The sequence below is a fragment of the Nocardioides sp. Root140 genome (genome assembly GCF_001426745.1).
Classification (GTDB): Bacteria; Actinomycetota; Actinomycetes; order Propionibacteriales; family Nocardioidaceae; genus Nocardioides.
Genome location: NZ_LMFI01000001.1, coordinates 1268896 through 1291073, shown reverse-complemented (window position 1 = coordinate 1291073; position 22178 = coordinate 1268896). Strand labels below are relative to the sequence as shown.

25 protein-coding genes are annotated in these 22178 nt (G+C 68.5%); 14 read left to right on the top strand and 11 right to left on the bottom strand.

Annotation, left to right across the window (positions count from 1 at the left end):
- Window positions 1-14 precede the first annotated feature (14 nt).
- Complete coding sequence (locus ASD30_RS06340) at window positions 15-3992, top strand: S8 family serine peptidase (protein ID WP_056678346.1); 3978 nt, start codon at window positions 15-17, stop codon at window positions 3990-3992.
- Here ASD30_RS06340 and ASD30_RS06335 read toward each other — a convergent pair.
- A complete protein-coding gene (locus ASD30_RS06335) occupies window positions 3976-4734 on the bottom strand; it encodes a YwaF family protein (protein WP_056678343.1) in 759 nt (252 codons plus the stop codon). The two genes, ASD30_RS06340 and ASD30_RS06335, sit on opposite strands and share 17 nt — an antisense overlap.
- A gap of 111 nt (window positions 4735-4845) precedes the next feature.
- Here ASD30_RS06335 and ASD30_RS06330 point away from each other — a divergent pair, with 111 nt between their 5' ends.
- The gene (locus tag ASD30_RS06330) at window positions 4846-5547 is read left to right on the top strand and encodes a sortase domain-containing protein (protein WP_235532518.1); all 702 of its coding nucleotides are present in this window, start codon (window positions 4846-4848) and stop codon (window positions 5545-5547) included.
- On the opposite strand, the gene ASD30_RS06325 is transcribed toward ASD30_RS06330, so the two are convergent.
- Together ASD30_RS06325 and ASD30_RS06320 are read right to left on the bottom strand one after the other, a co-directional pair.
- A complete protein-coding gene (locus tag ASD30_RS06325; RefSeq protein ID WP_056678338.1) occupies window positions 5516-6193 on the bottom strand; it encodes a transporter substrate-binding domain-containing protein in 678 nt (225 codons plus the stop codon). The two genes, ASD30_RS06330 and ASD30_RS06325, sit on opposite strands and share 32 nt — an antisense overlap.
- 10 nt (window positions 6194-6203) lie before the next feature.
- On the bottom strand, window positions 6204-7229 hold the full coding sequence (locus ASD30_RS06320; RefSeq protein ID WP_235532517.1) for a methyltransferase domain-containing protein: 1026 nt from the start codon (window positions 7227-7229) through the stop codon (window positions 6204-6206).
- 158 nt (window positions 7230-7387) lie between these two features.
- Here ASD30_RS06320 and ASD30_RS06315 point away from each other — a divergent pair, with 158 nt between their 5' ends.
- Window positions 7388-8032 (top strand): class I SAM-dependent methyltransferase, encoded by a 645-nt coding sequence (locus tag ASD30_RS06315; protein ID WP_056678331.1) that lies wholly within the window; start codon window positions 7388-7390, stop codon window positions 8030-8032.
- Window positions 8033-8040: 8 nt separating this feature from the next.
- On the opposite strand, the gene ASD30_RS06310 is transcribed toward ASD30_RS06315, so the two are convergent.
- Window positions 8041-9195 (bottom strand): GDSL-type esterase/lipase family protein, encoded by a 1155-nt coding sequence (locus ASD30_RS06310; RefSeq protein ID WP_056678328.1) that lies wholly within the window; start codon window positions 9193-9195, stop codon window positions 8041-8043.
- A 179-nt stretch (window positions 9196-9374) separates the two neighbouring features.
- On the opposite strand from ASD30_RS06310, the gene ASD30_RS06305 reads away from it, so the two are divergent.
- Complete coding sequence (locus tag ASD30_RS06305) at window positions 9375-9587, top strand: hypothetical protein (protein ID WP_156388657.1); 213 nt, start codon at window positions 9375-9377, stop codon at window positions 9585-9587.
- A gap of 8 nt (window positions 9588-9595) precedes the next feature.
- Here the strand turns inward: ASD30_RS06305 and ASD30_RS06300 are convergent, their stop codons facing one another.
- Window positions 9596-10366 (bottom strand): thioesterase family protein, encoded by a 771-nt coding sequence (locus ASD30_RS06300; protein WP_056678320.1) that lies wholly within the window; start codon window positions 10364-10366, stop codon window positions 9596-9598.
- A gap of 24 nt (window positions 10367-10390) precedes the next feature.
- Window positions 10391-10816, bottom strand: coding sequence for a hypothetical protein (locus tag ASD30_RS06295; protein WP_056678318.1), 426 nt, complete (start codon window positions 10814-10816; stop codon window positions 10391-10393).
- 84 nt (window positions 10817-10900) lie between these two features.
- Between ASD30_RS06295 and ASD30_RS06290 the strand changes: the two genes are divergently transcribed.
- The 6 genes from ASD30_RS06290 to ASD30_RS06265 all read left to right on the top strand — a co-directional run bounded on the left by ASD30_RS06290 (window position 10901) and on the right by ASD30_RS06265 (window position 15523).
- On the top strand, window positions 10901-11344 hold the full coding sequence (locus ASD30_RS06290; protein ID WP_056678313.1) for a hypothetical protein: 444 nt from the start codon (window positions 10901-10903) through the stop codon (window positions 11342-11344).
- Window positions 11345-11451: 107 nt separating this feature from the next.
- A complete protein-coding gene (locus ASD30_RS06285) occupies window positions 11452-12987 on the top strand; it encodes a M1 family metallopeptidase (RefSeq protein ID WP_056678311.1) in 1536 nt (511 codons plus the stop codon).
- A gap of 157 nt (window positions 12988-13144) precedes the next feature.
- Entirely contained in the window at window positions 13145-13654 is a 510-nt protein-coding gene (locus ASD30_RS06280) for a sigma-70 family RNA polymerase sigma factor (RefSeq protein ID WP_082563662.1), read from the top strand.
- Window positions 13647-14303, top strand: a complete 657-nt coding sequence (locus ASD30_RS06275) for an anti-sigma factor family protein (RefSeq protein ID WP_056678309.1) — start codon at window positions 13647-13649, stop codon at window positions 14301-14303. Before ASD30_RS06280 ends, ASD30_RS06275 begins: the two co-directional genes overlap by 8 nt.
- A 15-nt stretch (window positions 14304-14318) precedes the next feature.
- Window positions 14319-14831: a hypothetical protein gene (locus ASD30_RS06270; protein WP_056678306.1), complete on the top strand. Its 513-nt coding sequence runs from the start codon at window positions 14319-14321 to the stop codon at window positions 14829-14831.
- A gap of 50 nt (window positions 14832-14881) precedes the next feature.
- Window positions 14882-15523, top strand: coding sequence for a hypothetical protein (locus ASD30_RS06265; protein ID WP_056678303.1), 642 nt, complete (start codon window positions 14882-14884; stop codon window positions 15521-15523).
- A gap of 10 nt (window positions 15524-15533) precedes the next feature.
- Here the strand turns inward: ASD30_RS06265 and ASD30_RS06260 are convergent, their stop codons facing one another.
- Window positions 15534-16067 carry a DUF402 domain-containing protein gene (locus ASD30_RS06260; protein WP_056678299.1) on the bottom strand — a complete coding sequence of 178 codons (534 nt, stop codon included), beginning with the start codon at window positions 16065-16067 and terminating at the stop codon, window positions 15534-15536.
- A gap of 88 nt (window positions 16068-16155) precedes the next feature.
- Here ASD30_RS06260 and ASD30_RS06255 point away from each other — a divergent pair, with 88 nt between their 5' ends.
- The 4 genes from ASD30_RS06255 (at window position 16156) to mraY (ending at window position 19425) form a co-directional block, all read left to right on the top strand.
- Window positions 16156-16986: an inositol monophosphatase family protein gene (locus ASD30_RS06255; RefSeq protein WP_056678296.1), complete on the top strand. Its 831-nt coding sequence runs from the start codon at window positions 16156-16158 to the stop codon at window positions 16984-16986.
- The gene (locus tag ASD30_RS06250) at window positions 16983-17624 is read left to right on the top strand and encodes an HAD family hydrolase (RefSeq protein ID WP_056678293.1); all 642 of its coding nucleotides are present in this window, start codon (window positions 16983-16985) and stop codon (window positions 17622-17624) included. Before ASD30_RS06255 ends, ASD30_RS06250 begins: the two co-directional genes overlap by 4 nt.
- Before the next feature lie 83 nt (window positions 17625-17707).
- Window positions 17708-17923, top strand: coding sequence for a hypothetical protein (locus ASD30_RS26405; RefSeq protein ID WP_156393518.1), 216 nt, complete (start codon window positions 17708-17710; stop codon window positions 17921-17923).
- A gap of 416 nt (window positions 17924-18339) precedes the next feature.
- Complete coding sequence (gene mraY / locus ASD30_RS06245; protein ID WP_056678291.1) at window positions 18340-19425, top strand: phospho-N-acetylmuramoyl-pentapeptide-transferase; 1086 nt, start codon at window positions 18340-18342, stop codon at window positions 19423-19425.
- 15 nt (window positions 19426-19440) lie between these two features.
- On the opposite strand, the gene ASD30_RS06240 is transcribed toward mraY, so the two are convergent.
- The 4 genes from ASD30_RS06240 to ASD30_RS06225 all read right to left on the bottom strand — a co-directional run bounded on the left by ASD30_RS06240 (window position 19441) and on the right by ASD30_RS06225 (window position 22170).
- Window positions 19441-19758, bottom strand: a complete 318-nt coding sequence (locus ASD30_RS06240; protein WP_056678288.1) for a GNAT family N-acetyltransferase — start codon at window positions 19756-19758, stop codon at window positions 19441-19443.
- 76 nt (window positions 19759-19834) lie between these two features.
- On the bottom strand, window positions 19835-20773 hold the full coding sequence (locus tag ASD30_RS06235) for a GrpB family protein (RefSeq protein ID WP_235532516.1): 939 nt from the start codon (window positions 20771-20773) through the stop codon (window positions 19835-19837).
- A gap of 63 nt (window positions 20774-20836) precedes the next feature.
- Window positions 20837-21343, bottom strand: a complete 507-nt coding sequence (locus ASD30_RS06230) for a GNAT family N-acetyltransferase (protein ID WP_056678282.1) — start codon at window positions 21341-21343, stop codon at window positions 20837-20839.
- Between the two features lie 2 nt (window positions 21344-21345).
- Window positions 21346-22170 carry a phosphotransferase family protein gene (locus ASD30_RS06225; RefSeq protein ID WP_056678278.1) on the bottom strand — a complete coding sequence of 275 codons (825 nt, stop codon included), beginning with the start codon at window positions 22168-22170 and terminating at the stop codon, window positions 21346-21348.
- Window positions 22171-22178: the final 8 nt, after the last annotated feature.

Here is a 22178-nt window from a genome sequence, read left to right as displayed (position 1 = left end):
GACAGGAAGTCGTCATGCCTCACCACTCCCGTCCCCGCGCCCGCCATCGCCTGGTCCGCGGCCTCATTCTGGTCGCGCTGTCGCTCGCCCTGGCAGTGACAACCCTCGGCCAGCAACCCACGAACGCCCAGCCGTCAGCGTCGCCCACCGGCGCGGTCGACCCGGGAGCCAAGATCGCTCCAGCCCTCCAGCGCAAGTTCGACACGGACGCGACCGAGCCGCGCGACTTCTGGATCAGCTTCGACGCCGACGCCGACACCAGCGCAGCCTCGGCCACGGGCGACTGGGCCAGGCGCGGTCAACAGGTCGTCGACCGGCTCAGGAGCACCGCCAAGACCGCCCAGGCCGACACGATCGCCGCACTCGACGCAGCCGGTGCGGACTACACGGCGTACTGGATCACCAATGCCATCCGGGTCCACGGCGGCGACTACACGTTGGCCCTGAGCCTTGCGGGGTCCACCGACGTGGAGCGCATCTTCGCACCGGTCAGCTACACGGAGCCGGAGCCGGTGAAGCAGGAGCTCACCGGACGGATGAGCACCCACGACGCCGCACCCGAGTGGGGTGTCCGCGACATCAAGGCCGATCAGGTGTGGCAGAAGTACGGCGCCCGCGGTGACGGCATCGTCGTGGCCAGCATCGACACCGGCACCGAGCTGGACCACCCGGCGCTGGTGGAGCACTACCGGGGCAGCAACGGGGACGGCACGTTCACCAACGACTACAACTGGCTCGACACCACGGGTGCCTCCGACTTCCCCACGGACGCACACGGGCACGGCACGCACACCATGGGCACGATGGTCGGCGACGACGGTGCCGCCAACCAGGTCGGCGTAGCCCCCGGGGCCAAGTGGATCGAGGCGAACGGCTGCTGTGCCTCGGACGAGACACTGCTGGCTGCCTCCCAGTGGATGCTGGCCCCCACCAAGACGGACGGCACCGCGCCCGACCCCGCGAAACGGCCGCACGTGGTGAACAACTCCTGGGGTTCCGAGAACCCGGCCACGGACCCGTTCCTCGAAGACATCCAGCAGGCGTGGGCCGACTCCGGGATCTTCGGGGTCTGGTCCAACGGCAACCTCGGCCCAGCCTGCAACACGGCCAGCTCACCCGGCAGTCGCACCCTCAACTACGCGGTCGGTGCCACCACCGAAGCCGGGACCATCGCCAGCTTCTCCAGTCGCGGCACGGGACAGGACGGCGAGATCAAGCCGAACATCGCGGCTCCCGGGGCAAGTGTGCGCTCGAGCTACCCGGGCGGCCGCTACGCCTCGATGAGCGGTACGTCGATGGCGGCCCCCCACGTCTCCGGCTCGGTGGCGCTACTGCTCTCCGCCCACCCCGAGCTGATCGGCAACGTGGCACAGATCCGGCAGCTCCTCGACGAAACCGCGATCGACACCGTCGACGACCAGTGCGGCGGCACCGATGCCGACAACAACGTCTACGGCGAGGGCCGGCTCGACGCGCTCGCCCTCGTGGAGGCGGTCGACTCCGGTGAGTCGGGCGCGATCGACGGAACGGTCACCGACGACGGCGGCGAGCCCGTCGAGGGCGCCGCGGTCACCCTGACCGGCGGTGCGGGCCAACGTTCGACTCGCACCGGCAGCGACGGCGCCTACGGAGTCGCCGAGCTCCCGATCGGCACCTACCAGGCGACCGTCACGGCTTTCGGGTTCGCACCGGGGAAGGTCACCATCGAGGTGACCTCCGGCCAGAGCACGACCACGAACGTCTCCCTGGCTGCCGCCGAGGGCTTCACGGTCAGCGGTGTCATCACTGACAGGACGACCGGGAAGCCGATCGCCGGCACGGCGAGCGTGATCGGATCGCGCTACTCGGCCACCGCCGACGCCTCGGGGCACTTCGCGATCAAGGGAGTGCCGGGACCTCGGAACTACACCGTCCGCATCGACGACGGCGGAGCCTGTGCCACGCCGGTCTACCGCAGCCTCGAGATCACCGGCGACGCGGCGATCGCACCGGTCGAGCTGCGTCGCCGGACCGACGAGCCGGCGAGCCCGGCCGGCTGGAACGGGGGACCGTACGGCTACTCCTGCCTGTTGGAGCCCACGAAGTGGATCAAGGGCACCACGGAGATCGAGAAGCCTGACGTCTATGACACGACGGCGGTCCGTCTGCCGTTCAGGTTCTCCTATTTCGGCAAGGACTACTCCACCATCTACGCCAGTCCCACCAGCCTCGCCCAAGTCGGGTTCTGGACCTCTCCTTACAACAGCGCCACGTATCCGTACGCCGAGTACGGCATCGACACCCTCATCCGCGGGATCGTGCCGAGCTTGGGACCGATCGCCTCCGACGACGGCTCCGCCAAGCTGCTGACCCGCACCACGGGCACGGCGCCGAACCGCGCGTTCACGATCGAGTTCCGCGACTTCACGGTGCTCAACAGCCCCGACACCCGGATGAGCTACGAGGTCACGTTGCACGAGGACGGCGACATCGTCTTCGCCTACGACGGCATCGACCCGGCGAACCTGCTCGAGCGGGGCCAGCAGACCGAGGTCTCGATGCAGGACCACAGTCCCGACGGTCGCGCCGGCCTGAGGACCCAGTTCCTCTACTCGGTGAACGAGCCGATCCTCGGCAGTGACCGGCAGATCAGGTTCAGCCTGCCCGCGAACGGCTTCGTCAGCGGCCTGGTGACCGACAAGCGCACCGGCGCCGCCGTCGCGAATGCAAGCGTCGACCTCGTCGACGCCAACGGGTGGCTCACCCAGCGCGCCTTCACCAACGCGGCCGGTCGCTACCGGTTCCAGCTGATGGCCGGCCGGAACTACACCGTCTCGGTCCTCAAGCGCCCCGGCTATGCAGCGCAGAGGGCCTCGGTGAGGGTGACCAGGGACCGACAGACGATCATGCTCCGGACGCCGTTGTCCGGGGGGAGGATGACGCTCCCGACGTCGGTGACCGCGAAGCGAGGCGCGGCCGTCAGGGTGAGCCTCAAGAACACCGGCAGTGCAGCCCTGCGCTGGCGGGCCTCTCTGGCCCTCCCGGCGACGTCGGGACCCAAGCCGGGCACCGAGGTGGGCAGGACGGACTACGGCAAGGCAGCGATCGCCGTCGAGGAGGTCGACGGGCAGTACTGGGTCGGTGACGTGCTGGCGCACAGGGCCGTCGAGGTCACCTCGACCGGCAGTCCCACCGGGAGGACGATCCCGCTGGCCCCGGTCGCCGAGGCGCTGGGTGTGACCGACGACCTGACCCTGACTCCCGCGGACCTCGCCTGGGTGCCGTCCCGCGGCATGTTGTGCATGACCTTCTACAACTTCACCAACGACATCGCCTGTGTGGATCCTGACCGGGTCAGCGCTCATGACATCGCCGTGGTCGAGACCGGCCTCCGAAGTGCACTTTCCGTCCAGGGCCTGGCGTACGACGCGGAGCGGGACCGGTTCTTCGTGATCGCCGGGGCACGTTCGGGCGGCTGGCAGCACCAGGTGCGCACGATCGCCGGGCTGGAGCACCCCAACACTGGTGACGTGCTGGGCAGGTGCACCTATGCCCGTCAGGGGCAGGGCCTGGGTTGGAACCCTGACTCTCAGGCACTCTGGACCCACACCCAGGACATCACGGGTATTCCGCTGAAACGCAACATGTCGAAGTTCCGACAGGTCGACCCGGCCACCTGCGCGGAGCAGGCAACGGTGAACGTGCCGTCGTACTCGACGCCCGGGATGCCGAGCACGTCCCTCGACCTCGACGAGCACGGTGACCTGGTCGCGATGTTCTTCGCCAGCGGGACGATCGTGACCGTGAGGACGAGCGACCCGATCACCCGGCAGCCCCGGTGGGTCTCGGTGCCGACGGACACGGGTGCCGTGGGCGTGAACAAGACGGTGAGCATCCCGGTGCGCATCAACTGGGCCGCGGTACCGAAGGGAGTCAAGCAGGTGAACCTGGTCCTGCGTGGCAACGGCGGTGCGCGGCCGACCCGAGTCGTGCCGATCACTCTGCGCCGCTAGTCGCGCCGGTCACCGGTGAGGTGGTCGTGTGCCCCGGCAGGTTCTGCCGGCGGTGCGCGACCACCCACGGCCACGTCATCAGCGCCCACACCGTGGCCACGATCACGACCTCGATCACGACGTACGACGGCCACGGGCCGAGGTAGTCCAGGACCGAGCCGCTGCTGGGCTTGTGGTTCAGGAACCCGTAGTTGGTGCCGGTGATCGCGTTGAAGGTGAACACCGAGACCGCCCAGGTCAGCGTGGTGGCCACGGTGGTGGCGTAGTCGTGCCAGGCGGGTCTGAGACCGAGGCCCCACACCAGGTAGATCGCGGCCCACACGATGAGCATGTGCATGCCCCAGAAGCCGATGTACTTCGGGTTGGGGAAGTCGGCGGTGAGCCACGGCGTCAGCAGCCCCTGGGTGGTCAGCACCAGCCCCCAGAAGTAGGTCATGGCGACGAAGAACCTGTGGTGGGTCAGCAGGGCGAGCACCGCGGCGATCCAGGCGAAGTCGCACAGCTGCAGGGGGAGCGTGGTGTTGAAGGAGAACTGCGACGGCATGAAGTCGACCAGCTGCATCGGGATCGTGAAGCCCATGATCGCGAAGGCGAACCAGCGGCTGACCCGCCGTGGGTCCGCGGCACCGCGCTGGGCGCGACCGAGCAGGACCACCGGCCAGATGCCGGCGGCGAACAGCGCGAGCATCAGCAGGTGGCTGGGACCGAAGGTCACGAAGGTCGAGGCAGTCATCGGGTTCATGCCTTCAACTCTCGTGCCCGGACCGCTTCGGGACATCCGTGCGGGTACTCAGTTCGGGCTGGGTGCCACCACACCCGGACGTAGGCCGTGTCACGGCCTAGGCTCGACGGCGTGGCGTCGACGTGGCCGATGGCGGTCGTGGGCCTGTTGCTCGTGGCGAGCGCGTGCGACGGGTCGTCGCCGGCCAGCGCCCCGTCGACGCGTGCCGACAGCCCTCGCTCGACGGGTCCCCGGGTGGTCCTGGAGCATCGTGGTCCGCAGCCGTCGGACGGCATGCCGCGACGCGCGACGGTGCGGATCCCGAGAATCGGGCTGGCCGGACTGGTCGTGGAGCCCTACCGGGGACGCCCGGACGACGCACCGGGCACCCGCCTCCAGGACCGCGGCCTCGGCGCCAGTCCTCACGGGCCACGCGGCGGCACGGGTCCGGGCGGGGTCGGCAACTACCTGGTCACCGCTCACCGCACGTCGAGCACGCGGGCTTTCGCCCGGCTTCCGGAGCTGCGACGAGGTGACCGGGTCGTGGTGGAGGCGGCAGGGGTGCGCTACGTCTACGAGATCAGGCTGACCCGGTCGACCTCGTTCCGCTCCGACCGGTCGCGGGCTCGCCAGGAGGCCGCTGTTCCCGGCCGGCCCGGGGCCGTCCCGACGAGGGCGATGGTCACGCTCTCGACCTGCGCGACGCAGGAGGACCACACGGCCGGCAACTACTGGTCCGACGAGTTCCACAACCCCGAGCACCGCATCGACAAGGTCGGCGTGCTGGTCGCCTCGGGACCCGTCAGGCGGAGGTCTCCAGCGACGCGGCGATGAAGCCGGACTCGACGAGCTCGTCGACGACCTCGCGCAGGAAGGCGACGGTGGTCGGCTGCCGGCTCACCGTGGTGCCGACCGCCTGGCGGATCTGCATGAACGGCTCGTCGATGAGCCGCAGGTCGTCGTGCTCCTCGACGTACGCCGTGAGGGGCTGGCGGATGCCGGCGGCGACCTCGAGGTCCTCGCTGCGGAAGACGTCGACGCCCTCGGCCCCGCGCACGATCTCCGCCCGCTGCAGCGAGCGGCTCAGGTGCAGGTCGTACGCCGAGCCCTGCTTGACGCCCACCCGCACGCCGGGTTGATCGATCTCGTCCAGGGCGTGCAGCGGGGAGTCGCGCGGCACGGCGAAGACGCCCTCGATCACGACATAGGGCTCCGTGAACGCGACTTCCGTGGCCCGGGCCGGGTCGATGGCCAGGAAGCACAGGTCGGCGGCACCCGTGGCCATTGCCTCGAACGACTTGCGGGCTGCATCGAAGCAGAGGAACTCGACCGGGACCTCGAGGCGTCGCGCGATCTCGCGGGCGATGTCGACGGTCACGCCGCGCGGCTCCGCGGCGGTGCCCTGCGCCAGCACGGGATTGCCCAGGTTGATCGAGGCACGCAGGGTGCCGGTCGGGGCGAGGTCCTCAACGATGGTCATGCCGATGACGCTACCGGCGGGCCAGCAGCACCATGACCTCGTGGTGCCCGGTCTGGGGGAACATGTCGAACAGGCCCGCGGTGCGGACGTCGTACGACGGCAGGGCGGCCAGGTCGCGGGCCAGTGTGGTGACGTTGCAGCTGGAGTAGATGAGGTGGGCCGGTCCGCCGGTCTCCAGCCGCCCACAGAGCTCGGGCCCGATGCCGCGTCGGGGCGGGTTGACGACGACGAGGTCGGGGGTGGCGTCCATGAGGTGTTGCGTGGCGTCGCCGGCGTGCCATTCGCTGGTCAGCCCCTCGGGGAGCTCGGTTGCGCTGCGCCGCGCGCTCAGGATGGCGTCGGCCGACGACTCGACTCCGATCACGTGGTGGGCGCCGTGTCCCAGTGCGTGCAGGCCGAACCCGCCGACACCGCAGTAGAGGTCGAGCACCGTGCTCGGTCGCAGCTCGCTGATCCACGCACGGGCCCGGGCGTAGAGAGCCTCGGCGATGAACGTGTTGGTCTGGAAGAAGCTGCGTGGTCGCAGGTGCAGGGTGACGTCGTTGACCCGCATCGGCAGGGTGTCGAGGTCGGTCAGGACCTCCTCGTCCGGGCCCTCGAGCACGGCCTTGTGCTCGGGCTGCAGGTTGACGCTCACGACGCGGGTCTCCGGCACCCGCTCGCGAATGACGTCCAGTCCCTCGCGTATCCGCCGGAGCTGGCCGGGGGAGCGGAGCACGAACCGCAGCATCACCTCGCCGTCGGGGGAGTGGGTGACCAGCAGGTGCTTGAGCTCACCGGTGCGCCCCGGCACGTCGTACGGCGTGAGGCCGAGGTCGGCGACGACTGCCGGGAGTCGGTGCACGACGTCGGCCAGACCCGGTTCGTAGAGCCCGCAGCCGGTCAGGTCGACGCCGCGCTGACCACCGTCGAGGATGCCGAGCGTCGGCTCGCCACGGCGTCCGCCGACGACCAGCTTCGCCTTGTTCCGGAAGGCCGACTCGGCGCCGGTCACCGGTTCGGTCCACGAGAGGCGCGGGCCGAGCGCGTCGGACACGGTTGCCTGTTTGCGTGCGACTTGCTCGGCGTGGTCGACGCCCATGTGCGTGCACGAGCGGCACACACCCGCGTCGAAGTAGCCACATTGCACGCCGCAACCCTACGGCCCCGCGTGGCCCCCGTGTGTCGGCTCCTCACCCGGTTAGCCTGTCGCCGATGACTGAGCCAGACTTTCTCCGACGTACCCGCCACGGCTACGACACGATCGCGGCCGACTACACCGCCACCTTCGCCGGCGAGATCGAAGAACTACCGTTCTTCCGCGCGATGCTGACCGCCTACGCCGAGCTGGTGCTGGCCGACGGTGGGGGAGAGGTGCTGGAGGTCGGCAGCGGACCGGGCGAGACCACGGCCTTCCTGCACGACCGGGGCCTCTCGATCTCGGGTCTCGACCTGTCGCCGGAGATGGTGGGGATCGCGCGCGCGGACCAGCCCCACCTGTCGTTCTCCGTGGGCTCGATGCTCGAGCTGCCGTACGCCGACGGGGCGCTGGCCGGCGTGGTGACCTGGTATTCGCTGATCCATCTCCCGCCGGAACGGTTGCCCGACGCCCTCGACGAGTTCCACCGCGTGCTCCGCCCGGGTGGGCACCTCGCCGTGGCCTTCCAGATGGGTGACGGCGTACGCCGGATCGACGAGCTGGGCGGTCACGCGATCGAGCTCGACTTCCACCGCATCGACCCCGAGAGGTTCGCAATCCTGTTGCAGGACAGGGGATTCGACGTGGTGGCGTCGCTGGTGCGGGCCCGGCTCGAGGACGAGAAGACCCCGCACGCACACCTCGTGGCGCGCAGGCGATAGGCCGCAGGTCAGCCCAGACGCGGACCCAGCACCAGCTCGACGAACCGCTCACCGATCAACTCGTGAGTGGCGGCGTCGGGGTGCAGCCCGTCCGGCAAGGGCAGGTCGGCGGCGTCGACCACGCCGTAGAGCTCGGTGCCGTCGACGTGGTGGAGGTGCGGGTCGTGGGCCGACCGGTCGGCGACGATGCGGGCCAGCTCGTCGCGGATCACGCGCAGCGTCAGCTTGCCCGCCGGCACCTCGGCCGGGTTGCCGGTGGCCACGAAGCGCATCTCACCCCGACCGAGCGCCTCCATGTCCGGACCGCTCGGGCCGGGCGTCTCCTCGTGGATCGGGCAGAGCACCGACGAGATCACGACCAGCGGAGTCGTCGGGTGGCCCTCGCGGATCGTGTCCAGGAAGCCATGCACCGCCGGGGCGAAGGCGCGCAGGCGCATCGCGTCGAGGTTGATCACGTTGATCCCGATCTTCACCGTCACCAGGTCGGCCGCGGTGTCGCGCATCGCCCGCGCCGTGAACGGGTCCAGCACGGCGCCGCCGCCGAACCCGAGGTTGACCAGCTCGACCCCGGCCCGGCGTGCGGCGATGGCCGGCCAGGTGCCGGTCGGGTTGGGTGAGTCTGTGCCGTGGCTGATCGAGCTGCCGTGGTGCAGCCAGACCGGACGATCCGAGGGCGCGGCGGCCTCGAGTGGCGCATCACTGCGCAGGACGACCAGCTCGGCGGTCTCGTTGTGAGGCAGCCAGATCTCGACGTCCTTGTCGCTGTCCGGCAGACCGTCGAAGCGCACGGTGCCGGGGTCCCCGACGTCGTGGGAGAAGGTGCCGGCGGTCATGTCGATGGTGATCGTGTTGCCGCCCGTGACGCTTCCTTGACCGATCACGTCACCGTCGACCGCCAGCTCGTAGACGCCGTCGGGACGCGGCGGCGCTCCGACGTACACGCGCTTGGTCGGCACGGAGTCCAGCTCGATCCAGGAGGCTGAGGTGCGGAACGCGATGCGGCAGCCCGAGGGCTGAGCCTCGGCCATCCTCAGCTGCTCGTCGTTGACCTGAGCACGTGCCTTCGGCGGCAGCCGGTGGGGGAGTACGCCGCGTTCGGTCGTCTCGATGTCGAGGGCTCCGCGGATCAGGTCGGCGGTGACGGGCGTGGTGAGGCTCTGCATGGTGGGCTCCGTGACGGGTCGGCTGGTCGGGTCCGATGCATGACCGGAACTCATCGCGACCAGTGTGTCTGGTGGGGCCTCTCGAACGCGACCGGGTTTTCGACTCCTGGCCGGCGTCGCGCGAGTAGTGTCGGTAGCACGTGGGCGCTCCCTCGAGCGACCCGGAAGCGGGGATGGCGATGAGCAAGGGATTCGGCAGCGACCTCTACAGGAACATGCAGAAGGTTCGTGCCAACGGCAAGGACGGCGTCGTCTTTCCGGTGAAGGCGAACGGCAAGGACGGCATCGTGTTCGGTGACCCGCCCCTCGAGGTCTTCGGGAAGACACCGGCCGAGAAGCCCAAGCGTCCCGGTGTCATCGCTCGGCTCAGGGCAGCGCTCTCCTCGCGCTGACGAACGACTCAGTTCGGCCGCACCGTCAGTGACTGGGACACCGTGCCGACGGGGCCGTGGACGTCGTGGATCACGCTGCTGGTGAGGCCGAGCCCACCCGCTCCGAACGAGACGCTGGTGTCGAAGCCGACCCACTCGCCTCGCGGCTCGGTGAAGAAGTGCGCGGTCAGGTCGACGTTGGGGAAGGCCACATGCGTCGGGTCCTCTCGCACGGTCATCCCGTTGGCGATGTCGAGCAGGCCGGTGAACCGGGCCAGTTCGCTGGTCTTCTCGTTCGCGATGAGAGGCAGGGGAGTGCGCGCCCAGAACGTGCCACGCCCCGGCGCCTCCTGGACACGACGCAGCTCGGCGGATGCAATGAAGCCGCCCGGCCACAGGCTCGACGGGTTCCATGCAGGCATGTCGTCGGGTCCGGGGATCCGGGGGAGCGGGGTGCCTTCGATCCCGGTGGTGTCGCGGGGTTCGAGCAGCCAGGCGCGCAGGATCACGCCGGCCCGCCCGGCGTACGACGCGGTGGCCTGCACGAGTTCGATGGTGCGCCCGGGGCGGATCACCTCGACCTCGACGTCCATGACGTCGACCGGCAGCGTGCCGAGGATGTCGTAGGAGAGCCGGCTGACCACCAGTCGGTCCGTACGACGTTCGGCGTGGTCGGCCTCGACGGCGTGCGCCAGCAGCCCTAGGGCCGGGGCGATGTGCTGGGTCGTGACGTCCCAGGCACCGCTGACGTGTTCGGTGGCCCGGAAGCGGGTCGCTCCGAGCCGCTCGAAGTAAGCCATGGTCGCCTCCTGTGGCGTGACGAGTCAGGGACGAGTGACGGTGAGGGTCACGTCGCCGAAGTCGCCCGACTGGACGATGACCTTCAGCTCACTGCTCTCGTAGGCCACGGGATCGACGACAGCGGACTTGCTCCGCGTCAGGCCCAGTTCTGGGAGCGCCGTGTCGTAGAAGGCCATGCCCTCGTCGGCCTCGACCCCGCCGACGTGGAAGAACACCATGTCGGCGGTGACGTTCTCGTCCTCGACGGTGCCGCCCGGCGGAATCGGCAGCGAGTGGATCGGCCAGCCCTCGGGCAACGCGTGGCCGCCACCCGAGCTTTCCGACTCGGTGGGAGAGGTCGACGAGTCGGGCGTGGAGTCGGACGTGGTGTCGTCGTCGGAGCAGGCGCCGGTGAACGCGAGCGCGGTGACGGCGGCGGCGCTGGCGAGCGCGCGCATGGTGCGGGTCATGTGTGGGTCCCTTGATGAGAAGGCCGGGCGGGCCAGCGTAGAACGAGGCGGGAACCGGTTCGTCGACGGGCACGTCCGACTGTCATGACGATCACACGGGTTGCCCCTCGCCGACTCCTTCCCCTGGTCCTGCTCGCCCTGTGCGGTTGGCTGCTTGCCGCCTGTGGCGAGGAGGGCTCCGACCAGCAGGCGTCCGGTCCCGGCTCGGCCGAGCTCAAAGTGGTCTCTGAGGACTGGAGCGGGTGGAGCAAGGGGCAGGCCGATCCCAAGACCACCACGGTGGACGTCGCCGAAGGAGAGACGTTCGAGGTCGCCGTGGTGGGTGGCCCCATGACGTTCGAGGTCACCGAGATCCGCGATGACGGCATCACGGTCGAGACCGACCAGGCCATGTCGACGAAGCAGGACGGCGGCGGCATCAACCTGAACTCCGACGAGAAGGAGTTCGACGTCGACGACGGAACCTCGCTCGAGCTGACCACGCTCACCATGGACGCCGGGACCACGGTGACCCTCACGATCCTGTGACGGTGAGCTCGCTCGACTTTTGCGCTCGACGGCGCAGACCGGGTCTGGTTGTGTGGGTGGGTCACGCAACCTAGAGGCCGCTACAGCGGTCCAACTCGGGAGGAAACATGTCCATCGGCCTGATGCGCCGGATCGCACTGGTGTCCGCGGGAGCACTCGCACTACCCATCGGGGTTGCCGCCGCAGCACCGCCCGGAGCCGGCGACCCCGGCATCGGGGACCCGTACTACCCCCTCTACGGCAACGGCGGCTACGACGTCGCCCACTACGACATCGCGGTCTCCTACGACAAGGCCACCGACACGCTGGCCGGCACCACGACCGTCACCGCCACTGCCACCGACCGGCTCCGCAGCTTCGACCTCGACTTCGTGCTGCCGGTCTCATCCGTCCAGGTCAACGGCAAGGCGGCCGGTTTCACCGCGAAGCCGCACGAGCTCGTCGTCACCCCGCGCAGTCCGCTGCGGCCGGGCCAGACGATGAAGGTTCGAGTGGTCTACGCGGGGCAGCCTTCGAGCATCGAGGTCCCCGAGTACGGCGCCTCGCCGTGGATCCAGACCAGCACCGGAGCCGCAGCCGTCGGCGAGCCCGAGATCGCGGCCTGGTGGTACCCGTCGAACGACCATCCCCGCGACAAGGCCACCTTCGACGTCACGGTGACCACGCCCGCCGACCAGGAAGCGCTGAGCAACGGCGTCCTGGTCTCCAACGAGCTCCACGGCGACACCCGTGCCTGGCACTGGCGTGAGTCCAAGCCGATGGCGACCTACCTGGCCTTCTTCGCGTCCGGCCAGTACGACATCACCCAGAGCACCTCCCCGGCAGGACTGCCCGTGGTCACAGCGGTCGCCTCCGACGGCGGCGCGGAGGGGGAGTACGCCGCAGCTGATCTTGCGCGCACCCCCGAGGTCGTCGAATGGGCGTCGCTTCAGTGGGGCGCCTACCCCTTCGACGCCATGGGTGGCGTGGCACCCGCAGCCGACTTCGGCTTCGCGCTGGAGAACCAGACGCGTCCGGTCTACACCCGGGGCTTCTGGCGTGGCGGGCCCAACATCTACGTGGTCGTGCACGAGCTCGCCCACCAGTGGTACGGCGACTCGGTGTCGGTGCACAACTGGCGCGACATCTGGCTCAACGAGGGCTTTGCGTCCTTCACGGAGTGGCTGTGGTCCGAGGACCACGGCGAGGGCACGGGTGCCGAGCTCTTCGACGAGTACTGGGACTACTACCAGGGCAACGACGCGTTCTGGACCAGGGTCATCGGTGACCCCGGTGCCGGGCACGAGTTCGCGGGTGCCGTCTATGACCGCGGTGCCATGACCCTGCAAGCCCTGCGGGTGCGGATCGGCGACGCCGCCTTCTTCGCCACCATGCGTGACTGGGCCGCCGATCACCGCTACGGGAACGCCGAGATCTTGGAGTTCATCACTCTCGCCGAGACGAACTCCGGTGAGGACCTGGCGTCGTTCTTCGACGCCTGGCTCTACCAGCCCACCAAGCCGGAGATGACACCGGAGAACGGCTTCCCGGCAGGGTTCGCCGGCTCCCAGCGCAGCGTCACGAGCGAGAAGTCGGCGCCCGCGTCGTTCACGAAGATCCAGCGCACCCACCGCCAGTTGATCGCCGCCGAGCTCGGCCGCTGACGGATCCGCGGCGCTGGTCCTGGCCCGGGTCGGGACCAGCGCTGCCGGAGTGCGCCGCCGGAGTCAGCGCCGTTCGACTGAACCTTTCGCGAACCGTCGTCGTGTTCTCGGGTGTGGGACATGCTGGAGTTGACCGGACGGTCGCGGAGGCACGGTGGTGACGCAAGAGGCAGACCTGATGCGGGCCCTGCACGACGAGCACGCTCCCGCGCTGTGGGCCTACGCCCTGGCCTTGACCAACGGCGACCGCGGCCGGGCCGAGGACGTCGTGCAGGAGACGTTGCTGCGCGCCTGGCGTCACCCGGAGGTCCTGGCGCGCTCCAGCGGCTCCGCGCGAGGGTGGCTGTTGACGGTGGCGCGGCGCATCACGATCGATGAGTGGCGCAGCAGCGTGCGGCACCCTGAGGTGGTCACCGACTCACCTCCGGAGCCGCCGTCGCACGACGAGACCGACGCCGCCCTCCAGGCCTGGCTCGTCGCCGACGGACTCCAGCGGTTGTCGAGTGCCCATCGCGACGTGATCGTGGAGTGCTACTACCGCGGCCACACGACGGCCGAGGCAGCGCGTCGTCTCGGGGTGCCCGACGGGACCGTGAAGTCGCGTCTCCACTATGCGCTGACCTCGCTGCGCCTGGTGCTCCAGGAGATGGGGGTCGAGGATGACTGACGACTACTCGACGTACGACGCGGCGTACCTCCTCGGCGCATTGAGCCCCGAGGAGCGCCGCGACTTCGAAACGCACCTGCGTGGCTGCGCCGACTGCTCCGCGAGTGTCACTCGTCTCAGCGGGTTGCCGGGACTCCTGGCCAAGGCGCCGCAGCCCGACCTGGTCGACGCCCCGGGTCCGGTGCCCGAGAGCCTGCTGCCCGCACTGCTTGCCGAGGTGGCCCGCCGTCGCGCGCGCAGGCGACGCGTCGTGCTTGTCGCGACAGCAGCAGCTGTGATCATCGCCATCGCGGCTGGCGCCTTCATCGGCCTCCGGCCGCCCCCGCCGGACACCGACCCGAGCGCGATCGAGATGACTGCTGTCGCGGCCGGAAGCCCGGTTCAGGCCGAGGCCGTCCTTGACGCCAAGGCCTGGGGCACTCATATTCGCCTGCATTGCTGGTACCGCGACACGTCCAGCTATCGGCCGGGCACCTACCGACTGGTCGTCACCGACAACGACGGCACCGTCCAGCAGCTGGCGACCTGGGCGGTCGTACCGGGGGAGACGACGACCGTTGACGGGTCGACCTCCCTGGACCTCGACGAGATCGCCACGGTCGAGGTGCGCAACCGCACGGACAAGGCCGTGCTCACCCTGTCGCCCTGACCCACTGGAGATCCCATGAAAATCAACAAGCTGATCCTGGTCGTGCTCGTCGTACCCGGCCTGGCCACGACCCTTGTGGCCTGTGGCAACGATGGTGGTTCCGACGACGACACCGCCGGCTCCGACACGAACACCGGACCGCTCGCGGTCCGCAGCGTCGGCAGCGCCGGCGACGTGTACGTCGACGCAGACGGCCGCGCGGTCTACGTCGCCGAGGAGGAGAAGTCGGGCAAGGTGCTGTGCACCGACTCCTGCCTCGACGTCTGGAAGCCGGTGATCGCGTCCGGCTCGGCCACGACCGGTGACTTCGGCACCCTGACCCGGCCCGACACTGACGAGAAGCAGGTGACCTTCGAGGGCGCCCCGGTCTACACCTTCACATTGGAAGGATCCGGCGAGGTCACCGGGAACGACGTGACCGACGAGTTCGACGGCGTGAGCTTCACCTGGCACGTCGTGGACGCCGGGGGAGCGGCCCCGTCGGACACGTCGTCCAGTCCTGACACGGGAAACGGCTACGACTACTAGGAGCTGGCGGCGGCAAGGAACGCCTCGGCCGAACATGCGAGGATCCGGCAATGCCCCTCAATGTCGCCGTTGTCGCCGAAGCCCTCGCCGACTCTCGACCCGAACGGCGGGTGCTCGTGGCGATCGACGGTGTCGACGGGAGTGGGAAGACCACCTTCGCCCAGTCGCTGGCAGACCAGCTGCGGGTGCTCACACGAAGCGTCCTGGTGATCCATGTCGATGACTTCCTCCACACGAGCTCCGTGCGTCACAGGCAGGGCCGGAACTCACCCGAGGGCTACTTCCACGACAGCTACGACTACGGGTCCCTGACCCGGCACGTGCTCGAGCCCCTCGGCCCGGGCGGAGACGGCTGGTTCCGCGGCGGCGTGGTCGACCGTGCTCGAGACGTCGTGGTGCCTCACCCGCGGCAGTACGCCGGCCACGGGACCATCGTCCTCGTCGAGGGACTGTTCCTCCTTCGGGATGAACTCTTCGGCCGGTGGGACCACTCCATCTTTCTCGACGTCGAGACAGAGATTTCCCTTGCCCGCAAGGGGAAACGCGATGGCCTGGAGCTTGACTCGGCCGATCCACTGACGCGACGCTACGTCGAGGGTCAGCGTCTCTATCTCGACTCCTGCCGACCACGGCAGCGAGCAACCTGGGTCATCGACAACGGCGGATCGGGCGACGCGACCCGCACGACCTGAGGGCTCACCTTCAAGGGGTCCAGTCGTCCCAGTCCCGCCACCAGTGGTCACCGTCGCGCAAGGCATCCTCGACTCCAGCCGCGGCACACAAGACGTCAGTCACCGTCTGCTCCGTGATGCGACCTTCGGTGCGTTGGTGATGGAGGTCGGTGACGTCCTTCCACTCCCGGGTTCCGTCCGCCCGGATGATCAGGTCGAGTCCGTGGTCGTCGGTGTCGATGCCCGTCGAGCTCCTGATGACCGGAGCCTCGAAGTTGACGTACCAGTGCCGGAATGTGCCGTCGTGGGCGAAGACCTTCCAGACGCTGTAGAGGTCGCCGGCGCGGTAGAGCTGCAAGACGATCGTCTCGCCCCACTCCGTGCGCCCAGACCAGGGATGCGGCCCGTGTGGATGGTCCGGGAAGTGGAATGCGGAGCCGGGGTCCACCCGAATCGCCAGGACGTCGCCGACGTCGTGTACGACGACTGCAGGTTGCGCGAACCAGAGCTGTCCGTGGAGGACCTCGCGCCGTTGAAGGGTCGTCCCCGGTTCGAATCGCGTCATCTCGCACGATGCTAGGCCGGTTGCGACGGGGTCTGTGTAGTTTGGCGCGTGTGAACAGCTACGTCGAGCAGTTCCCGCTGCGGGACCCATGACACAGGCAACGGGCGCCGAGCTGTCGGATGTGGAGGTCGCGATCTCAGCTGCCGAGGCCGGTGCGGCCAAGGTTCGAGAGGCGTACGGCGGGGTGGTGATCCGTCATGCCAAGTCGGGCAACGACTTCGCCACGGACACCGATCTCGCCGCCGAGCGCGTGATCCGCGAGGTTCTCGCCGTACGGCGACCCGCAGACGGCTTCCTGGGGGAGGAGACCGGTGAATCACGAGGCGCAGCCAGCCGCCGCTGGCTGGTGGACCCACTCTGCGGCACCTTGAACTTCGCGGCGCAGACACCACTCGTGGCCGTGAACGTCGCGTTGATCGGCGAGAGGGGCACTCTGGCAGCTGCCTCGACTGATCCGATCGCGGGGGAGACCTTCTGGAGCGACAGTGTGGCCGCGTGGGTCCGCAAGGACGGCGTCGACGAGAGGGCGCTGCCGTCGGTGGCCTCCAGGCTCGTCGACGTCAACTGCGATGGTCCGCTCGACCGCTCCTTCGTGGGGCCTCAGCTGCTTGCCGATCCGGAGTTCAGAGCGGCGTTCGGACCGCGGGTCGTCTCCTCGACGCTGGCGGTCGCCTGGGTCGCGGCCGGTAGGAGAGCGGGTTACGTCAGCGACGGCGGATTCGTGGACAACGTGCACTTCGCGGCCGGGATCGAGCTGTGCCGGGCAGCCGGCTGCGTGGTGACCGACCTGGCCGGTGGTTCGCTCGGCGAAGGCAGAGGCCTGCTCGTCGCGGCGGACGATTCGACCCACCGGCAGTTGCTCAGCATCGTGCGGCCACATCTTGTTGCTCTCACTGCTGGGAAGGGATCACGAAGGTGAAGAAGTACATCCTCTTCGATCATGACGGCGTTCTTGTGGACACCGAGTTCTGGTACTACAAGGCCGGTGAACGTGCCCTTGCGGACATCGGTTTCACCCTCGACAAGGAGGAATACCTGCGGGGGATGGGCAACGCGATCGGCACGTGGGCCCAGGCCAGGGCGGCAGGAATCGATGAGCAGACCCTCGACCGGCAACGGGAGGTTCGCGATCACTACTACCAGGAACACCTGCAAACCGAAGCCATCGAGATAGAGGGCGTCGTCGACGCCCTTGCTGAGCTCTCGAAATACGTGCGCATGGGCATCGTGACGACTGCCAAGCGCGTGGACTTCGAGATCATCCACAAGAAGCGTCACATCCGACAGTTCATGGACTTCGTCCTGGTTCGCGAGGACTACAACCTCGCAAAGCCGCATCCAGAGCCGTATCTCACCGGCTTGCGGCGCTTCGGAGCCGGAAAGGAAGAAGCGCTGGTCGTCGAAGATTCGTCGCGAGGGCTCAACTCAGCCGTGGCGGCCGGTATCGACTGCGCCATCGTTCACAACGACTTCACCAAGTCACAGGACTTCTCCCGGGCCACTCATCGAATCAGTTCCCTGAGTGAATTGACGGGCATCGTCCTCGACTCGAGATGAGCCGGGGGAGCAGGTGTCATCATCGACACGGGCCGGCACGCGTCCGTGGCTCCTGGTGGGCACCCTGCGCCGCGGTCGACGCGGTGGTGGTCGGCTCCGGCATCGAACCGCGTGATCTGACCCTCTCAGAGGTGAATGACACGTCTGTCTATCACTTTGATGGACTTCGACGCATCACGTTTCCCGAGACCTTCAATGAGGCGCGCGCCGAAGCGCTGGCACCCGTCGGCGGCGAACCGCCCGATCGTGACGACGTGTGGTGGCCCGCGCATCCGGACCACGCATCGTTTCTGGAGTGACCTTGCACAGGCGGCTCGAGCGGCCCAGGGCATCGATCTCCCGAGGTAATCACCTGTATTAATTGACATAATGTACGTTATCGGCGGTTAGGCACGAGCTCTTCCGGCAGGTCTGAAACGCCTTCTCGGTGCTCGTCCGACGCAAGGACCCGGACGGTTGCGTCAACTTCATGGAGGCACACGACTGCCTCCAGCCTCAACTGAAGTTGGCTCACCACACGTCGGGTCTGCCTGAAAACGTCAGATCGGGTGAGAGAGCACAACCTCGCAGAAAACGACATTTTCCGCCGCTGAGCCAATCGGGCGCTCGTCGGTGAGCCTCGACCGACTTTTCGCGCCACCATGCGCACAATGGGCGGCTCGACGACTCCCTCGCCCATCGCAGGGACCGATCATCGGACGAGAGGCTGGACTTCATGCGGGCACTGCTCCTGAGCGGTGGACTGGCGATGGTCTGCTCGCTGCTGGGCACCTGGCTCGCCATCGGCTGGTTCACCCGGCGCGGGTTCGGCCAACCGATCAGGGTCGACGGGCCGACGACGCATCACGTCAAGCGCGGTACGCCGACGATGGGCGGCCTCGTGATCCTGTTGAGCGCCACGGCGGCCTATCTGGTCGCCACGATCCTCACCGGCAACTGGCCGAGTGCCAGCGCCTGGCTCCTGCTGCTGCTGTTCCTCGGCTGTGGTGTGGTGGGCTTTCTCGATGACTTCATCAAGGTCTACACCCAGCACAACCAGGGCCTGAGCAGCCGGGCCAAGATGGCCGGTCAGACGCTGGTCGCGCTGGTCTTCGGTGTCCTCGCCACGAGCCTCTTCGCCGACGAGCGCGGTGTCCGGCCGGCGTCGCAGCACCTCTCGACCACCCACGACTGGGGAGTCAAGCTGCCCTTGGTCGTGACCTTGTTGCTGATCTGGTTCATCGTCACCGCCACCTCCAACGGCGCCAACCTCACCGATGGCGCCGACGGCCTGCTCGCCGGCACGTCGGCGATGGTCTTCGGCGCCTACACACTCGTGAACGTCTGGCAGAGCAACCAGCTCTGCGGTTCCGCGCGCCCCACGGTGGTGGAGTCACAGTGCTACCAGGTGCGTGACCCACTCGACCTCGCGGTGTTCTCCGCCGCCATCTCCGCGGCCTGCATCGGCTTCTTGTGGTGGAACGCCAAGCCCGCGCGCATCATCATGGGCGACGTCGGCTCCCTTGCCATAGGTGGCGCCCTGGCCGGGCTGGCGATCATGTCGCGCACCGAGCTCCTGATGGCCGTCATCGCCGGACTCTTCGTGCTCGAGACGTTGTCGGTGATCCTGCAGATGAGCTACTTCAAGCTCACCCGTCGTCTCACCGGCACGGGGCGCCGCATCTTCCGCATCTCACCCATCCACCACCACTTCGAGCACCTCGGCTGGGAAGAGGTCACCGTGGTGGTCCGCTTCTGGATCGTCGCTGGAGTCTTCGTCGCCGCTGGGCTCGGCATCTTCTATGCCGCCTGGCTGGTGTGAGTCGGCGCCCGACGCTCAGTCGGTGACCTTGCTCTTGGGTGCGCCGTAGAGGACGTCGGCGTAGTCGCGGTGATTGCCGATCCATCCGGTGATGAACGGACAGATCACCAAGGCCTGGCTGCCGCGCTCGCGTACGTCGTCCAGAGCGGCACGGGCCAACGCGCTGCCTATCCCCTGCCCTTCGAACGCCTCATCGACCTCGGTGTGGGTGAGTACGACGAGCTCGTTCGCCACCTGGTAGTCGACGAATCCGGCGAGTACGCCGTCCACGTGGGCCTCGTAGTGGTGTGCCTCGCGGTTGTCGGTGACGATGACGTTCTCGGCCCTGGCCATGGCGAACTCCTTCTGTGGGCATGTGCGCTCGAGAGACACGCTAGGTCACTCCACGAGCCGCTCCCTCGTGTGGCCCTCAACGAACTGCGCGGTCCACGGCCTCGACGATGCTCTCGGGCGTGCTGTTGAAGGCGATGGCGGCGTGCGGGGCGTGGCGACGTACGAGATTGACGATCTCCTCGAAGACCTCGAGCAAGTCCGCTTGCTTGCGGATGCCGCCCCCGACGAGGACGCAGTCCCACGGACGCGACTGCAGCGCCGTGGCCACCACTGCGGGGATGTCGTCACTGCCGTCCAGTCCGACCAGGCAGTTCGTCGCGTCGTAGCCACGCTCGGCGAGGGTCACGGTCGCAGCCTCGATGGCGGTCGCCACTGGTTCGGGATCCCACGGCCCGAGGACGCGATACGGGTCCAGGCCGATCACCAGCACGGTCGGCGGTCGCGGGTGCGGATCATGATCGTGCGAAGGGTCGCCGGCGAAGACCTTCTCGTAGAGGTCGTAGATGAACGCCCCCTTCGCGTTGTTGTAGCGCATCACGTCGGCGAATCCTCTGGCCGCCACCTCACGCTTCACCGCGGCGTACTCGTCGCGATCCTCTGCGTGGGTGCGCAGCCAGTCACGGAACAGCCTGTGTCGTCGAGGCTCGCGCGCACCCGGCGAGAAGATGTGGAGCGTGACCGCCGGCTCCTCGCCGCGAAGGCAACGATGCTCCTCCCACTCGGGCTCTCGCACACGCAGCGTGAAACCCGCGGCCTCGAGGTCGGGCAACCACGCGGCCTCGTCGCCGGAGTCGGCAACCGTCAGGTCGACGTCGATCATCGGCTTGGCCCACAGACCGGGCACGGAGGTCGAACCCACGTGCTCGATCGAGAGCACCCGCTCCCCCAGCGCGGCAACGATCTGACCACGTGCGACGTCGTACGCCGCGGGCCACGACGGATCCGGCGCGACGACCTCGACGGACTGCGGTGTCCAGGCGCCGATGGAGACCCGTGCGGCTTCGATCTCTTCCATCGACGGAGTCTCGAAGGGGTTCCAGAGCGGGTGCGTGGCCATGCACCCGCGCCTATGCATGTGTCAGAGCGTGGTGGCGTAGATCCGCGTCGGTACGCCGAGCGCGCTGGGGCCCTCACTCTCGAGCGCCAGCCCGATCTTCCCGGCAACTCGCTGTGAGGCGAGGTTGTCCCGGTGGATGATTGCGATCAGGCGAGTGATCCCCCGGATGCGTGCGAAGTCGCGGCTGGCCAGTGCGGCCTCCGTCGCGAGCCCGCGGCCCTGGTGCTCGGGCATGAGGTGATAGCCGACCTCGAGGTGCTCGGCACCGTCGATCCACTGCCAGGACAGGCCGCACTGCCCGACGAAGGTGCCGTTCGCGTCGTGCAGCACCCACAGTCCGAGGCCGTCCCTGGCGTAGCCCTGCTGGTTCCACTCGATCCATTCGGCGGCCTCCGCGCGAGAGCGTGTCCGGGGGAAGAACGCCATGACCTCGGGCGAGGCCATCAGGGCGGCCAGGTCGTCGAGGTCCTCGGGACCCATGCGCCCGAACGTGAGCCTTGCCGTGGGTTCTGGCAACAGGACCGACATCGTCAGACCGGATCCGCAAGCAACGAGAGCAGGTGGGACGCCTGCACCTCCGTGGTGCCCGGCGGGTTGCGGTGGAACCCGCCGTTGCCGGGCAGCAGCATGGCCAGCCAGAACGTCGCCCACAGGGGACGGTAGGCGTGGAACCGCTCCCGCTCCCCCGCCGACAACCCGACCGCCTCGACCAGCGCGTCGGCGTCGAAGACCCCGGCGAGTCGGCCGGCGATGTGCTCCACGTGGTCGGCGAGTTCGTACGCCGGGTCGCTGAGGCCACCGTCCTCGAAGTCGATCAGCCGACACGTGTGGCCGTCCCACATGACGTTGGCCGGGTTCAGGTCGGCAATGCCGAGAGAGCCGAGGTGCGGCGCGGGCAGTGACTCCGCGGCCAACCACTCCGTCGCAGCATCGACCGCCAGCTGCACCAGGTCGGGCTCCTGGCACTTGGCCAGGTCGTAGGTCTCGCCCAGCCATTCGGTCATCGTGGCTACCTGGGAAGACGGACCGTAGAAGCGCTCGCCGATGCCGGCTGCTTCCACGGCCGAGCTCGGGACGTCGTACATCCGACGCAGCGCTCGACCGAGTGACGCGGTCTGCTCCGCAGTGAGCGGTCGGCCCCCCAGCGGCTCCCCCGCAAGCCGCTCCATGACCACCACCGGGGCGCCATCGGAACCGGTCTCGCGACGCAACGGACGTGGGGCCACACCGGGCGCGTGCTCTGCCAGCACGCTCAGGCAGCCCCACTCGCGGTCTGCCTCACCGCGGTCCCAGCGGACGAACCGCTTTCGCACCTCGGTCGGAGTGAACTCGAGGTCGTGGGTCTGCGTCTGCACGTTCGCGA